12 protein-coding genes are annotated in these 14,326 nt (G+C 64.3%); 3 read left to right on the plus strand and 9 right to left on the minus strand.

The genetic code is table 11. The features are described 5' to 3' along the window. Positions 1–66 precede the first annotated feature (66 nt). The 5 genes from CW305_RS01910 to CW305_RS01930 form a co-directional block, all read right to left on the minus strand. On the minus strand, positions 67–1,689 hold the full coding sequence (locus tag CW305_RS01910) for a methyl-accepting chemotaxis protein (protein ID WP_104096964.1): 1,623 nt from the start codon (positions 1,687–1,689) through the stop codon (positions 67–69). Between the two features lie 85 nt (positions 1,690–1,774). Continuing rightward, a complete protein-coding gene (locus CW305_RS01915) occupies positions 1,775–2,869 on the minus strand; it encodes a DUF1513 domain-containing protein (protein WP_104096965.1) in 1,095 nt (364 codons plus the stop codon). Between the two features lie 2 nt (positions 2,870–2,871). Beyond that, positions 2,872–3,948 carry an imelysin family protein gene (locus CW305_RS01920; RefSeq protein ID WP_104097407.1) on the minus strand — a complete coding sequence of 359 codons (1,077 nt, stop codon included), beginning with the start codon at positions 3,946–3,948 and terminating at the stop codon, positions 2,872–2,874. 69 nt (positions 3,949–4,017) lie between these two features. Further along, complete coding sequence (locus tag CW305_RS01925; protein WP_104096966.1) at positions 4,018–5,436, minus strand: di-heme oxidoreductase family protein; 1,419 nt, start codon at positions 5,434–5,436, stop codon at positions 4,018–4,020. A 168-nt stretch (positions 5,437–5,604) separates the two neighbouring features. After that, positions 5,605–6,939 (minus strand): imelysin family protein, encoded by a 1,335-nt coding sequence (locus CW305_RS01930; RefSeq protein ID WP_104096967.1) that lies wholly within the window; start codon positions 6,937–6,939, stop codon positions 5,605–5,607. A 172-nt stretch (positions 6,940–7,111) separates the two neighbouring features. Between CW305_RS01930 and CW305_RS01935 the strand changes: the two genes are divergently transcribed. Continuing rightward, positions 7,112–7,684 carry a LemA family protein gene (locus CW305_RS01935; RefSeq protein ID WP_014819382.1) on the plus strand — a complete coding sequence of 191 codons (573 nt, stop codon included), beginning with the start codon at positions 7,112–7,114 and terminating at the stop codon, positions 7,682–7,684. Position 7,685: 1 nt separating this feature from the next. Then, the gene (locus CW305_RS01940; RefSeq protein ID WP_104096968.1) at positions 7,686–8,579 is read left to right on the plus strand and encodes a GIDE domain-containing protein; all 894 of its coding nucleotides are present in this window, start codon (positions 7,686–7,688) and stop codon (positions 8,577–8,579) included. 10 nt (positions 8,580–8,589) lie between these two features. Here the strand turns inward: CW305_RS01940 and CW305_RS01945 are convergent, their stop codons facing one another. From CW305_RS01945 to CW305_RS01960, 4 genes are all read right to left on the minus strand, one after another. Continuing rightward, on the minus strand, positions 8,590–9,273 hold the full coding sequence (locus tag CW305_RS01945; protein WP_104096969.1) for a spermidine synthase: 684 nt from the start codon (positions 9,271–9,273) through the stop codon (positions 8,590–8,592). Positions 9,274–9,405: 132 nt separating this feature from the next. Then, on the minus strand, positions 9,406–11,466 hold the full coding sequence (locus tag CW305_RS01950) for a putative bifunctional diguanylate cyclase/phosphodiesterase (protein ID WP_104096970.1): 2,061 nt from the start codon (positions 11,464–11,466) through the stop codon (positions 9,406–9,408). 284 nt (positions 11,467–11,750) lie between these two features. Beyond that, positions 11,751–12,332, minus strand: coding sequence for a superoxide dismutase (locus CW305_RS01955; protein ID WP_003294652.1), 582 nt, complete (start codon positions 12,330–12,332; stop codon positions 11,751–11,753). A 400-nt stretch (positions 12,333–12,732) separates the two neighbouring features. Beyond that, positions 12,733–13,341: a LysE/ArgO family amino acid transporter gene (locus tag CW305_RS01960; RefSeq protein ID WP_014819387.1), complete on the minus strand. Its 609-nt coding sequence runs from the start codon at positions 13,339–13,341 to the stop codon at positions 12,733–12,735. 90 nt (positions 13,342–13,431) lie between these two features. Here CW305_RS01960 and CW305_RS01965 point away from each other — a divergent pair, with 90 nt between their 5' ends. Beyond that, positions 13,432–14,322, plus strand: coding sequence for a LysR family transcriptional regulator ArgP (locus CW305_RS01965; RefSeq protein ID WP_104096971.1), 891 nt, complete (start codon positions 13,432–13,434; stop codon positions 14,320–14,322). Positions 14,323–14,326: the final 4 nt, after the last annotated feature.

The following is a 14,326-nucleotide window of genomic DNA, read 5'->3' on the forward strand; positions in this document are numbered from 1 at the left end:
GGGAGCGGGGCGGAAAGCAGCGCAGGTGTGGGGCGGGCGACAGACTGTCGGCCCGCCCGCAGATCATCAGCCGGCAAGGCGTTGGGTGACTTCGGTAAGTTGCGCCGACAGCCCGTGCAGGTTCTGGCTGGCGGTTTCGGTGCGCTCGACGTTCTGCTGGTTGATGGTGGCGATGGAGGTGATCTCGGTGATGTTGCGCGAAATGTCTTCGGCCACCGCCGTCTGCTCTTCTGCGGCCGTGGCGATCTGGCGGTTCATGTCGCGGATCGCCTCGACCGCTTCGGTGATGCGCTGCAGCATCTGACCGGCCTCGGTCACCTGGCCGAGGCCCTGTTCGCTGCGCGCCTGACCGCTCTCGATGGCGCGTACGGCATTGCTCGCGCCGGTCTGCACGGTGTCGATGATCTGGTGAATCTCGGCGGTGGACTCGGCGGTGCGCTGAGCCAGGGTGCGCACCTCGTCGGCGACCACGGCAAAGCCGCGGCCGGCGTCACCCGCTCGGGCCGCCTCGATGGCGGCATTGAGCGCGAGCAGGTTGGTCTGATCGGCGATCCCACGGATCACCTCCAAGACCTTGCCGATGCGCCCGCTATCACCCTCCAGGCGGCGGATGACGTCTGCCGTGCTGGCGATCTCGTTGCTCATGTCGGTGATGGTGGCGATGGTGCCGCGCATCACCGCTTCGCCCTGCTGGGCGGAATGGTCGGCGGCGTCGGCGGCCTGCGCGGCTTCGGCGGCATGCCGCGAGACTTCCTGAGCGGTCGCGGACATCTCGTGCATCGCCGTGGCGACCTGATCGGTACGCGAGAACTGCTCGCGGGCGCCGTCGGCCATCAGCCTGGCGATGGCGTTCAACTCGCCGCTGGCACTGTCCAGATTCGAGGTGCTCTGCTGCAGGCGGGTGAAGGTGTCGGCGAGGAAGTCGCGCAGCACGTTGGCGGCAGCGGCAAGGCGGCCCAGTTCGTCGCTGCGGCTGGCATCCACGCGGTCGGCGAACTTGCCCTGGCTGAGGCGGGCGATGTGCTCGATCAGGTTGCGAATCGGTTCGATGATCCGGCGATTGACCAGCCACAGGCTGAACAGCGCCACCACCACACTGGCGAGGATCATGATGATCGGGCCGAAGGACGCGGTGCTCTGAGCGTCGGCACGGATGGTCTCCGAGCGCTGCGCGGCGGCGTCGCCCAGCTGTTTGACCAGCTCGCTCAGCTGAGCGCTGGTCGCCCGGTCGATACCGGCTACCGCGGCGTCCCCGGCGAGCGGGTCGCTGTCGGCGGCAATGTAGGCATCCAGGCCCTTGCGATAGGCAACGCCGAGAGTGCGGTGCTCGCTACGCAGGCTCTCGATCTGCTTGGCCAGCTGCGGTTCGTCGGCGGTCAGTACCAGTAGATCGCCCAGAATCTTCTGCACCTTGGCTTCCTGGGCCTCGAACTGGCTCCAGTAGCGGTTGCGAGAGTCCGGCTGTTTGCCACGCAGCAGCACGTTCTTCCATTCCTGGACCTGCACCTTGAACTCGAGGTTGGCCTCGTCGATCAGTTGTACTTCGGCCAGCGGGCCGTCGAGCAGCGCCTGGAAGTGGTCGATGTTGTTGCTGAGCAGGCGAATGCAGGCGAGGGCGATGAGCAGCGTCAGCAGCAGGCTGCCGCCGATCAGCGCGAGGATCTGCGCGCGCAGGGATTTCTGGAGCATGGGCAAAGTCTCGGCATTTGAGAAAACGTAAATGAGCATCCCTGCCGTTGCCCAGCATCATCGGCCGGGGGACGTTTTTCTTGAGCTAGACGATGCGCAGATGGTTGTCCCAGAGCCCCGCCGGCAGGTCCAGCGGTGTGCTGGCGATACGTTCGCCACGGCAGTCGAACAGGCGGCAGCGGCCCTGCCCGGAGCTGACCACGAAGCCCTCGGTGACTGCCGCGACGCCCGCGCAATCGGGCACATGGGCTGCCTGCCGCAGCTCGGCACTGTCCAGGTCCCAGATGAACACCTTGTTGCCGCGCGGCGCGGTGACAGCCAGCAGCCGCAGCTCGTCGTGGATGGCGAGGCTGGCGGTGTACTGGTTCATGATCTGCCGCTGTGCCTCGCCCAGCGGAAAGTGCTGGAAGGCCTGCCCTGGCCGCTTGATCGCCAGCAACGGGATGCGGTCCATGGCATCCCCTTCGTACTGCTGGCCGCTGACCACGGTACCGTCGGCGGCCACGGCGAGGTGACGCACGCTGTTCATCTGCTCCGGCAGCTGTTCCTTGCTGACCAGCGTACCGTCGCGGCGTAGCAGCACCAGGCTCGGCTCCATCGCATCGAGATTCATCATCTCGCGGCTGTCGGCTTCGGTGCGGATCCCGCCATTGGCGATGACCAGGGTTTCGTTGTCCGGCATCCACAGCAGCTGGTGCGGGCCGATGCCATGGGTCGCGTGCTCGCCGACGCGCACCAGCTGTCGGCCTTCCAGTCGATAGACGCCGAGCACGCCACGGCCGGCATCGGCGGTGTCGTTTTCGGTGGTGTAGAACCACTCGCCGTCCTTGTGAAACACCCCGTGCCCGTAAAAGTGGCGGTCGGTCGGCGAGGCCATGACCTGCAGCAGACGCCCGTCACGCGCATCGATCAGGTAGCTCTCGCGGCTCGGGCGACGGCCGACGAACACCGCCAAGGGCAGGTACGGGTGCGGGTAGACGTCATGGCAGCGCTCGGCGACCGGTGTGGCAAATACCTGGCTGCCGTCGAGGCGGTAGCCGACGGCGTAGTGTTGCCCGTCGGCGCCATCACGTGCGGAGAGCAAAACCTGTTGCCCGTCGTGACGCGTCAGTGACCAGCCTGCGATGCCGCTGGCGGCAAGCATGGCGCCGGTCAGGCCAAGCAGGGTGCGGCGCTTCATGATCAGTCCCCGTCGTGCGCGTTGAAGCCGATCTGTACGCCGAGGGCGCGCGCCAGCTCGAGCTGGTGCGGGCGATGCAGTTGGTCGATCCGCTGGTACAGCGCATCGAGCTGCGCCCGACTCTCCTCGTTGGCGAGCATTTCGCCGAACGGCTCGGGCATGGCTTTCAGTTGTTGCAGCAGATCGGCGTAACCGGCGTCGATGCGCTTGGCCAGATCAGCCTGCTCAGCGCCGAGCAGCGCGCGCAGACCGTCCTGGTCGGCACCCAGCCAGAGGCTTTCGGCGCCTTTGACGGTGGCAGCGATATTGCTCAGGGTCGTGTCGCTGCGCCAGCCGTCGGCCTGGTACGGCTGCGGATGGCCCTTGGTCTGGCGGCCGAGCGGCGCGCCGAGCTTCTTCTTCAGGCCGTCGAGGGCCGTGACCTGAACCCGCAGCAGTTCGGCGATGGCTTCGCTCGGTTCGGCATAACGCTCGTTGGGAAAGCTGCGCAACTGATCGGCCATGCCGTCCTTGTCCTGCCATTGCTGCAGGACGCTGGCTGCAAGCTGCTGCTGGTGCTCGCCTATGGCCGTCAGCAAGGGGCAGTAGCGCGTCCTGGTGGCGGGGTCGGCGAGGTCGATGCTGCTGTCGAAAAGGACGTACTCGTAGGCGCTCAGGCCCTGCACCACGACGCTGGCGTTATCCAGATCGGCCTGGGTCAGCTCGGGCTTGGTCTTGAGCAGTGCCGTGACCTGGCGTGCAACGAGGTTCTTCTTGTCCGGCCAGAACTGGACCTGCCAGGCCAGATTGCCTTCGCCCATTGGGCCGATCAGCAGCGGCTGCAGGCCGGCCCAGGCGGTTTGCGCATGCACGAAGGCAGCATGCGCTTCGTCCAGGGTCTGGTTGTCGGCACAGAAGGCGATGGCACTGGCCGCCAGGCGGCGGTCGGCTTCCGACCACTGTTTATAGGCTGGCAACAATACGCCATCAGCCAGGGTTTTGCTGGTCTCGGCCTGCGGGTCGGCGGGCGTGCAGGCGCTCAGCAACAAGGCGGTGAGCAGAGCGCCGCTGGCGATGCGCAGGGTGTTCGAACGGATCATGGTGTCCTCATCGGCAAGGCCGGTTGCAGCGCTTTCGCGCCGGGAAAGCATGGTGAATAGCATGGGCATTCAGAGCGACTCGAGGAAGCTCAGCAGTGCGGTACGTTCGTTCTGGTCGTAGCCGAGCACGATCTGGCGCGCCTTCTCGGCCTCGCCGCCGTGCCAGAGTATGGCTTCGAGCAAATTGCGGGCGCGGCCGTCGTGCAGGAACTGGGTATGCCCGCTGACTGCCTGGGTCAGGCCGATGCCCCACAGCGGTGGCGTGCGCCATTCCCGGCCGTTGGCCTCGAACTCGGCGCGGTCATCCGCGAGGCCTTCGCCCATGTCATGCAGCAGCAGGTCGGTGTAGGGGCGAATCAGCTGATTGGCCAACTCCGGTTCCGCGGCGTCGGCAGCGGTGGTGAACTGTGGCACGTGGCAGCTCTGGCAGCCGGCGCGGTGAAATAGCGTCTTGCCGGCGAGTACCTGTGGGGCGTCGACGTTCCGTCGCGCAGGTACGCCGAGATTGCGGGTGTAGAACAGCACCTGGGCGAGGATGTCGTCGCTGACTTCCGGCTCGCCACCGTCCGGCATCGCGCGACACTCGGTCTGCCGGTCGGTGCAGCTGCTGCCACTGAGCAGGCTGGTGGACAGGCCCATATCGTTGAAGAAGGCGTCGGCGTTCTGCTGGTTGAGGCTCGGCTGTCCTGCCTTCCAGCCGAAGCGGCCAATCACGGTCTGCCGGCTGGTCTGGTCGAAGACCCGGTTCGGGCGGCCGGAGATGCCGTCGCCGTTGCGGTCATCGGGGTCGGCATTGGCCAGCAGCGCTTCTTCGGGAATGGCTTCGAGCAGGCCCAGGCCGATCATCGGTGGCGCGATGCGCAGCGACATCCGGGTATCCGGATGCATGTCACCATAGGCCAGGTCGTTCAGTTCGATTTCCGGCCTGCGCAGCTCGACTTCGGTGCCATCGGCGAAGCGCACCTGCTCGGTCGAATAGCGCAGCCGTACCTTGCCTTCCGGGGCGACGCCGGGAATCGCCATGTCCTGCAGCTGGCCGCCGTAGCTTGGCTCCGGTGCGATGCCACGTTCTCGGACGACTTCGGCATGCTCGGGCCCGGCTGGAATGGACAGCCGTACCAGCATCGACACGGCGCTGGTCGCATCGGGTGCCGGCGGATGGCCGCGGCCGTCCTTGATATGGCAGTTCTGGCAGGCGTTGGTATTCAGCAGCGGGCCAAGACCATCGCGAGCGGTGGTGGATGCCGGGGCGATGACCCAGGGATTTCGGAAGAAGCTGTTGCCGACGCTGAAGTCGAGTCGACGCATCGGTGCCAGATTGGCCGAAGGCATGGAGTAGGCGTTCTGGTCGAACTTCATCACCGTGGTGCTGCCGCCGGAGAGCGCCTCACCAGGTTCGGGCTGGGAGAAAGTCGGTGTTTCAACGTTATCGCAGGCGACCAGGGCCAGAGCCAGCAGCGGGAAGAGGCGGCGAAACAGCGGGCGCATCGGAAGTACCTGCGGGGCGGTGAATTAAGCCGCGCAATCTTAGCAGGCTAATCGTAATGGAATAAGAGGGATTTGCATTTGCGTGCGAGGAGCGCGCGCTCTGGGCCAGGCAGGGGAACAGCGAAAAGCCCGACACGGGCGCAACAGCTGCGCCCGTGTCGGCGCTGATCAGAACTCGTGATCGGCGGTGTCAGGGTTGAGGTCGCTGATGCCGAGGGCACCGGCCGCCTGCTCGATCGCGGCGGTCTGCTTGACCAGTGCGCCGATGGCATCGCGTACTTTCTGCTGGCCTTCGGTGTTGTCCGAGGCGATCAGCTGATCGAACGCTTCGCCGTTCTCAGCACTTTCCACCAGAACCTGCAGCTTGGCTTCGGTAGTTTCCAGGTCGGTCTTCAGCGTGCTGTCCACCTCCGGGCTGACGCCCTGAACCAGCGATGCCAGGCTTGGACCGGTCAACGTAGTGCCGTCGACGCGCTTGTACTCGCCGAGATAGACGTTGCGAACGCCACGGGCATTGAAGAAGTGCGAGTTGTGGGTGTTGTCGCTGAAGCAGTCGTGCTCGTCTTCGGTGGAGTTGGCTTCCAGAGCGACTTTCATGCGCTCGCCAGCCAGTTCGCCGAGGGACAGGCTGCCCATGCCGAAGAACATCTTGCGCAGGCCGTTTTCCGCGGTATCGGCTTCGAGGCTGGCGCGGTAGTTCTCGGCATTCGGCTGCCACTGCTCGACCATTTCCTGCAGGTCGCTGACCAGCAGTTCGGTCGCGACTTTCAGGTAGGTACGGCGGCGGTCGCAGTTGTCGCCGGTGCAGCCTTCGCCTTCCACGTAGTCGGTGTAGGGCCGCTCGCCGGCACCTGGGCCTGTGCCATTGAGGTCCTGGCCCCAGAGCAGGAACTCGATCGCGTGGTAGCCAGTGGCGACGTTCGCTTCGGAGCCGGCCAGTTCGTTGAGGCTGGCCAGCAGCTCGGCGTTGATTTCGCTGGTGTCGACCTTGTCTTCGCCAATCTGCAGTTCGCTGTTGGCGATGATATTGGCTGTGGCGCCCGGGTTGCCGAGGGCGTGCTGGTAGTCGCCCTCGATGTAATCGATCAGGCCCTCATCGAGCGGCCAGGCATTGAGCTGACCTTCCCAGTCATCCACCACGGCGTTGCCGAAGCGGAAGACCTCGGTCTGCATGTAGGGAACGCGGGCCGCCAGCCAGGCCTGACGCGCGGCCTGCAGGGTCTCTTCGCTGGGGTTGGCGAGGAGGGCGTCGACCGCTTCCTGCAGTTTCACGCCGGTGGCGTGGGCATCGCTGAATACCGCCAGCGCCAGATCGGCATAGTGGCTGACGACTGCCTTGGCCGCTTTCTCATCGGGCGCCTGCGCCTTTTCGGCTGGCACGCTTTCGGTAGTGCTTTGCGGGGCGGCAGTCTGGTTCGCGGGGGTCTTGTCCTCACCGCAACCGGCGAGTGAGATGGCCACAGCGAGGAGGCTGGCGGTTGCCCAGATGGGGGTGCGTAGCATGTGCGGGTTCCTTTGCGTGCGAGTGAACGAAGCCGAGGGCTGCTCGGAAGCCGTCAATAATGCGAAAGATTTTCATTTTGTGCAAAGCCAATGCGTGCACAGGCTCTCTCTTCCGTTTAGGTGCAGCCGGTAGAATGGCGGCGTTCTGACGGCCTTTGTCCCTGGAGATGCTATGAGCCTGAGCGCTGTGGTTGTGCTGGTTGTGCTGTTTCTCGTCGCCGCTTACGCGGTGATTCTCTACAACGGGCTGGTGCGTCTGAAGCATGGCGTCGGCAAGGCCTGGGCCAATATCGACGTGCTGCTGCGTCAGCGCCATGAAGAGTTGCCCAAGCTAGTGGAGACCTGCCGGCAGTACATGCAGCATGAACGCAATACGCTGGAGCAGGTGATCAGTGCGCGCAATGCCGTGTCCAGCGCGCGGGAGCAGGGCGATGTGAGTGCGCTGGGGCAAGCCGAAACCGGTCTGCGTGCCGGCCTCGGGCGGCTGTTCGCGCTGGCCGAGAACTACCCCGAGCTCAAGGCCAACGAGAGTTTCCGCCATCTGCAGCAGCGCATCAGCGGACTGGAAAGCGGAATCGCCGATCGCCGTGAGCTGTACAACGAGGCGGTCAACCTGAACAACGTGCGCATCGAGCAATTCCCCGATGTACTGCTGGCGCGGACGTTCGGTTTCAAGGAGGCTGCCCTGCTGCAGTTCAGCGAGGCGGAGAAGGCCGACGTCGATCTCAAGGCGCTGTTCGGCTGAAATGCATCCGGGCCAGGTTTTCACACTCATTCTCGCCGCCGCGCTTAGCGTCGGCGGGGCGTGGATCTGCATCGGTCGCTGGTCGCGTGCCCGTCATTTGCTCGATACCCCGACTTCTCGCATTCGCTCGGCAGCCCAGGGGTATGTCGAGCTGGTTGGTGTGCTACGCGAGCTGATGGTGCCGCAACCGATGGCGCCGCTGACCGGCGAGCGCTGCCTGTGGTGGCGCTACCGTATCGAGGAGTACCGTTCCAACGGCAAGCGCAGCAGCTGGAGTGTGGTCGAACGCGGCGTCAGTGAAGCCTGGCTGCGCCTGGCCGATGCCACCGGCGAATGCCTGATCGACCCGCGTGGCGCGGAGGTCCACCCCGCCTTCCGCAAGGTATGGACCGGCGATCTGCGCCACCCGCGTGGTGTCGCTCCGAGTGGCTGGCTCGGCGTGTTCAGCATCGGCAAGCGTTATCGCTACACCGAGGAACGTCTGCACGAGGGTGAACCGCTTTACGCACTCGGTGATTTCCGCACGAGCGGCGGCGGGCGACAGGGCCTCGACCTGCAATCCGCCAAGCGCGACGTGATCCGTCAGTGGAAGGGGGATTTCGCCGGCCTGCTGCAGCGTTTCGACAGCAACGCCGACGGTCAGCTCGACGAGCAGGAGTGGAGTCGCGTACGCCTGGCGGCGCGCCTCGAGGCGGAAGATCGGCATCGCGAGAGCAGCGCCGCGCCGGCATTGCACCAGCTGGGGCAGCCAAGCGAGGCGCTGCCTTTCGTACTGTCCAGCCACGGTGAGGAAGTGCTCACGCAGCGCTTCTACTGGCAGGCCGCCGGTGGTGCACTGATGTGCCTGGCTGGCGCCGTCTGGCTGGCGTCGCAGCTGGGTGTGACGGCCTGGTAAACCAGCCGGCTCAGCGCTTGCGTTTTTCGGCGATCCAGATGGTATGCCGGGTGCCGCGATTGCCGTGGGCGAACACCTGCACTTCTTCGGCCTTGAAGCCGGCCTTGGCGAGCTTGTCGGAAAAGGCGCGGTCGGCGCTGGCCGACCAGACCGCGAGGATGCCGGACGGGCGCAACGCGCGGGCGCAGGCGTTGAGGCCGTCAGCCGAGTACAGCCAATTGTTGCTCTTCTGCGTGAGTCCCTCGGGACCGTTGTCGACGTCCAGCATGATCGCATCGAAGCCCTGGGCTTGATCCCGCAGTAACTCGGCGACGTCCTGGTTCAGCACCCGGGCGCGGGCATCGCGCACCGGATTGCCGGACTTCTCGCCGAGTGCACCGCGGTTCCACTCGATCACCCCTGGCACCAGTTCGGCGACCAGCACCTCGGCGTCCGGCCCGAGATGGCGCAACGCAGAAGCGAGGGTAAAGCCCATCCCCAACCCACCGATCAGCACGCGGGCCTGCGACCGTGCGGCGATCCGTTTGCAGGGAATCTCCGCCAGCGCGTCCTCTGAGCCATGGGTGCGGGTGTTCATCAGCTGATTGCCGTTTCCGCCCTGGATCTTGATGACGAAGTCATCGCCATATTCGAACAGGCACAAGGCGCCGCCAGTGGGAATGGCGGCGGTATCCAGGAGTACGAAGCGTTTCATCGGGGACTCGTTGTAGGCGCGGGCGATAAAAGGCTGGAAGTGTGGCCCATGTGCTCATGACTGGCCAGCGCCAGGGGGCAAGTGCGGGTGGCGATTCGAGGCGGCGATGCGCGCCAGCGGCGCGCTGTCGGGCTAGCGCAGCTCGGAATTGACTGCCCGATCGAATGGTGTCGACTGGCGCAGCAGCAGGTCGAGATCGCGGGCGGGCAGCGGCTTGCTGTAATAGTAGCCCTGGCCTTCCTGGCAACCTTCGGCGATCAGATAGGCTTCCTGCTCCGGTGTTTCGACGCCCTCGGCGATCACCGTCATGCCGAGGCTTTTGCCCAGCTGGATGACCGCGCGCACGATGGTCGCGCCCTCGTCCTGGCCGATGTCCTGGACGAAGCTCTTGTCGATCTTGATCTTGTCCAGCGGCAGGCTCTTGAGATAACTCAGCGAGGAGTAACCGGTACCGAAATCGTCGATCGCGATCAGCGCGCCGGAGCGCCGCAGGCTGTGCAGGTTGTGCGCTGCCGCGTCGATGTCTTCCATCAGCCCCGTCTCGGTCACCTCCAGTTCGAGGGTTTCGGCTGGCAACTGGTGCTTCTGCAGCAGCTCGCCGATCATCTGCGGTAGCTGCGGGTGGCGCAGTTGTACGGTGGAAAGATTCACCGCAACGCGCAGTCCGGTGTAGCCCTCGGCATGCCACTGCCGCAGCTGGCTGCAGGCCTGATCAAGCACCCATTTGCCGATCTCGATGATGCTGCCGTTCTGCTCCGCCAGCGGGATGAACAGATCCGGTGGGACCAGCTTGCCCTGGGGGTGTTTCCAGCGGATCAGTGCCTCGACGCCGGTGATGCGGTTCTGGCGGTAGTCGACCTGGGGCTGGTAGACCAGATGGAACTCGTTGCGCTTGAGCGCTTCGCTGAGATCCTTTTCCAGCTCCCGACGGGCGCGCATCTCGCTATCGATGCTGGCGACATAGAACTGGTAGCGGTTGCGCGAGCGGCTCTTTGCCAGCGTCATGGTCTGCTCGGCCTTTTGCAGCAGCTTTTCGGTATTGTCGCCATCTTCTGGGTACAGCGTGATGCCGATGGTGGCGCGCAACCGAATCGGGTCGCCGTCGAGCTCGATCGGGGTTTCCAGATCGTCCAGCAGCGCCTGGGCCAACTCGGCGGCATCGTAGGGCTGCTCGATGCCGCTGAGTACGAGGACGAACTGATCGCCGCCCAGTCGTGCCAGCGCACCGAGACGGCCAGCGGAGCCGCGCAGGCGGTCTGCCAGGGCCTTGAGCAGGCAGTCGCCGGCCTGATAGCTGTACTGCTCGTTTACACCCTTGAAGTCGTCAAGCCCCAGACAAAGCACTGCGACGCGCCGCTGCATGCGTCGAGCCTCGTCGAGAATGTGGTCGAGCTGACTTTGCAGCTGCTGCCGGTTCGGCAGACCGGTCAGGGAGTCGTACTGGGTCATGCGATACAGGCTGCTTTCAGCCTCCTGACGCAGGTGCATGTTGTGCTCGATAGAGGCGAGCAAGCCGTTGGCCGTTTCCACCCACAGGCCTAGCTCGTTGCGCTCATGCCCACGGATCATCGGCAACTTGTGCTCGCCGGGCCGGTCGGGGTTGATCCGCGCCAGATGCTCGATGAGCTTGGTCAACGGACGGGTCAGCAGCCACTGGTAGATCAGGAAGAGCACGAAGCCCAGCGTCAGCGCACGCAGGATGCCGACGATGAAGATCACGATGGAGTCGTTGATGAATTCCTGGCCGTATTTGGCGGTGTCCAGGGTTATGCGCAGCTCGCCGTAATATTCGTTGTAAGGCGGTTTGCCGATCAGCGGAATCGAGAACTGTCGGTCGCGGTGGAGAATCGGATCGGTCAGCCAGCGTGTCGGCAGGTCGATAGGTGGTCTGATCTTCAGCGCCAGCATGCCTTCGTCCGGATGGCCGATGGATGCCATGCGAATCGATTCGTGCTGGAAGAGCCCCTCCATAACCTGGGCGCCCATCTCGCGGTCGAGGCTGTAGATCGCCTGAGTGGATGGGTCGCGGGTCATGCGCAGGATGCGTTGGGCATCGGCTTCGATCAACTGGCGTGTCTTGTAGGCACCGAAGATGATCTGTGCGCAGCTGAGCACCAGCCCTACCGCAAGCGCCGATAGCAGGACTACACGCAGGAGCTTACGCGACAGGCTATTGCGCATTTCCAGCTTCAAATGAAGGTCCTTTTCCGTGCCGACGCTCGGTTGCGGAAGTATTGTTAGTCATTCGGCAATCGTCAAAGGCAATTAAACCAGTAAGTCAGCAAGCTCCGACTGTGCCGGCAGTACGTCTTAGGATGCAAGCCCAAAGGCGTAATCCTAAGGAAACATTGCGCGTCGATTACCGATACCGTAAGGCGACTTTTTTCCGGGCTGCAAATGTATAGCGGCAGGCGACACCGAACCCTTAAATGAAAATGCCCGCAACAAGTGCGGGCATTTCGTTAGCGCTGGGTGGCTCAGCCGGCGAAGTTCTTCGCGACGAAGTCCCAGTTGACCAGGTTCCAGAATGCTTCGACGAACTTCGGACGAGCGTTGCGGTAGTCGATGTAGTAGGCGTGTTCCCAGACGTCACAGGTCAGCAGTGGCTTGTCACCTGCAGTCATCGGGTTGCCGGCACCGATGGTGCTTGCCAGGCCGAGGCTGCCGTCGGACTTCTTCACCAGCCAGGCCCAGCCGGAGCCGAAGGTGCCGATGGCGGTCTTGGTGAACTCTTCCTTGAACTTGTCGAACGAGCCGAAGGATGCGTTGATGGCATCGGCCAGCGCGCCAGTCGGCTGACCACCGGCGTTCGGCGCCAGGCAGTTCCAGAAGAAGGTGTGGTTCCAGACCTGAGCGGCATTGTTGAAGATGCCACCGGAAGAGGTCTTGATGATGCTTTCCAGATCCTTGCCTTCGAACTCGGTGCCCGGGATCAGGTTGTTCAGATTGGTCACGTAAGCAGCGTGGTGCTTGTCGTGGTGAAACTCGAGCGTCTCGGCGGACATGTGCGGCTCGAGAGCGTTCTTTTCGTACGGCAGCGGCGGCAATTCGAAAGCCATGATGTATCTCCTACTCAGGTGTCGAGGGTTGATGCGGCCAGCTGGAAGGAGCGTGCGAGGCGTGCCGGCGATACCGGTGAGCAGGAGCGAATGTGCGTCCCACCCTGACCTCTGTCGTTCCCTTCGCTCGCTACATGCTTGCGCAATCTCTGGCCGTTCACGGTCGGCCGAACAGACAGACTGAAGCCTTCCGCTCCATGTCTGCGAGCCAGCGATCATAGCACCCGACCTGCGGCAAAACCACGCGGCAACTGTATGGAATATAGGTTCCAGAGGGGTTGGCGAGGCGAAGCAGCGGATGCAAACAACTGGCTGCGCCTTGCGTGGACCGCGCCGTCGGGCCGGGCGTTCCTTGCGACCTGCAAAAATGGCGCGCGGCCGGTTGTCGTGCGCCAGGGCGTCAGCTGGCGAATGCGAGCTGTGCGGCAATCGCGAACATCATGGCGGCGACGCCGAGGTCGATCAGACGCCAAGTCAGCGGGCGGGCCAGCCAGGGTGCAAGCCAGGCGCCACCGAGCGCAAGGGTCATGAACCACAGTGTCGATGCACTGGCAGCGCCCAGTGTGTAGGCGCCTGGCTCGGGCTGCTGTGCGCCGAGTGAGCCGATCAGTACCACTGTATCGAGATAGACGTGCGGATTGAGCAACGTCACCGCCAGCGCGGCCAACAGCACCGCACGCAGCGGTCGCGGCTGCGCATCAGCGCTGCGCAGGCTCTGTGGCTTGAACGCGCGACGCAGCGCCAGGGTGCCGTACCAGAGCAGGAAGGCGACGCCGCCCCAGCGGGTGATCTCCAGCAGTAGCGGGTTGTCCGCCAGCACCGCTGCCAATCCGAATACACCGACGCTGACCAACAGTACGTCACAGAGGATGCACAGCGCCGCCACTGGCAGATGGTGCTCCCGGCGCAGGCTTTGCGCGAGCACGAACGCATTCTGCGCGCCGATCGCCATGATCAGCCCCGCCGCGACCAGAAGGCCGTTGATATAGCTTTGCCAGATTGCATTCATGCCGCACGCCTCGTCCGATTTACTGGCGAGTCTGGGCAGTGGGGCGCTATAAGAGAAACAAATTCTCTTCAGGGTGCATTAGGAATACTGATGTTCGATTACAAATTACTCGCGGCGCTTGCGGCGGTTGTCGAGCAGGCGGGTTTCGAACGAGCCGCGCAGGCGTTGGGGCTTTCGCAATCGGCCATATCCCAGCGGATCAAATTACTCGAGGCGCGCGTCGGCCAGCCGGTGCTGCTGCGCGATACGCCGCCCCGGCCGACCGAGCTGGGTCAACGATTGCTCAACCATGTGCAGCAGGTGCGCTTGCTCGAGCGGGACCTGCAAGGGCAGGTCCCGGCGCTGGACGAAAATCGCCTGCCCGAGCGATTGCGTATTGCCCTGAATGCCGACAGCCTGGCGACCTGGTGGGCCGGCGCGGTGGCGCCGTTCTGCGCCGAGCATCGGGTGCTGCTCGATCATGTGGTGGAAGACCAGGCGGTCGGACTCAAGCGCATGCGCGCTGGCGAGGTCGCAGCCTGCGTGTGCGCGGCGGAACGGCCGCTGGCAGGCGCGCGCAGTCAGTTTCTTGGGGCGATGCGCTATCGCGCGCTGGCCAGTCCGGTCTTTGTCAGTCGGCATTTCCAGCGACCGGCAGCCGCTGCGGATCTGGCTCGGGTGCCTGCCGTGGTCTTCGGCCCGGATGACCAGCTGCAACACCGCTACATGGCAGCAGTCGGCGGGGGAGAGGCGTTCGTCCATCACCTCTGCCCGTCGTCCGAAGGTTTCGTACGCCTGCTGCAGAGCGGGCTTGGCTGGGGGTTGGTGCCGGAGTTACAGGTGCGCGGCGAACTTGCGCGCGGGGAATTGGTCGATGTGCTGTCCGGACCGCCGATCGACGTGCCTTTGTATTGGCATCACTGGCGTAATGGCGGGCAATTGCTCGACGAGCTGACCCGGCATCTGGTGCGTTGCGCCAGCGACTGGTTACTGGTTGATTGAGCGC

The organism is Stutzerimonas kunmingensis, assembly GCF_002929225.1.
In the GTDB taxonomy this organism is placed as follows: Bacteria; Pseudomonadota; Gammaproteobacteria; order Pseudomonadales; family Pseudomonadaceae; genus Stutzerimonas.

What these genes read in the sequence shown, in the direction of transcription:
- CW305_RS01910 (WP_104096964.1), bottom strand. Translation starts at nt 1,689, where the DNA reads ATGCTCCAGAAATCCCTGCGCGCGCAGATCCTCGCGCTGATCGGCGGC.
- CW305_RS01915 (WP_104096965.1), bottom strand. Translation starts at nt 2,869, where the DNA reads ATGAAGCGCCGCACCCTGCTTGGCCTGACCGGCGCCATGCTTGCCGCC.
- CW305_RS01920 (WP_104097407.1), bottom strand. Translation starts at nt 3,948, where the DNA reads ATGATCCGTTCGAACACCCTGCGCATCGCCAGCGGCGCTCTGCTCACC.
- CW305_RS01925 (WP_104096966.1), bottom strand. Translation starts at nt 5,436, where the DNA reads ATGCGCCCGCTGTTTCGCCGCCTCTTCCCGCTGCTGGCTCTGGCCCTG.
- CW305_RS01930 (WP_104096967.1), bottom strand. Translation starts at nt 6,939, where the DNA reads ATGCTACGCACCCCCATCTGGGCAACCGCCAGCCTCCTCGCTGTGGCC.
- CW305_RS01935 (WP_014819382.1), top strand. Translation starts at nt 7,112, where the DNA reads ATGAGCCTGAGCGCTGTGGTTGTGCTGGTTGTGCTGTTTCTCGTCGCC.
- CW305_RS01940 (WP_104096968.1), top strand. Translation starts at nt 7,686, where the DNA reads ATGCATCCGGGCCAGGTTTTCACACTCATTCTCGCCGCCGCGCTTAGC.
- CW305_RS01945 (WP_104096969.1), bottom strand. Translation starts at nt 9,273, where the DNA reads ATGAAACGCTTCGTACTCCTGGATACCGCCGCCATTCCCACTGGCGGC.
- CW305_RS01955 (WP_003294652.1), bottom strand. Translation starts at nt 12,332, where the DNA reads ATGGCTTTCGAATTGCCGCCGCTGCCGTACGAAAAGAACGCTCTCGAG.
- CW305_RS01960 (WP_014819387.1), bottom strand. Translation starts at nt 13,341, where the DNA reads ATGAATGCAATCTGGCAAAGCTATATCAACGGCCTTCTGGTCGCGGCG.
- CW305_RS01965 (WP_104096971.1), top strand. Translation starts at nt 13,432, where the DNA reads ATGTTCGATTACAAATTACTCGCGGCGCTTGCGGCGGTTGTCGAGCAG.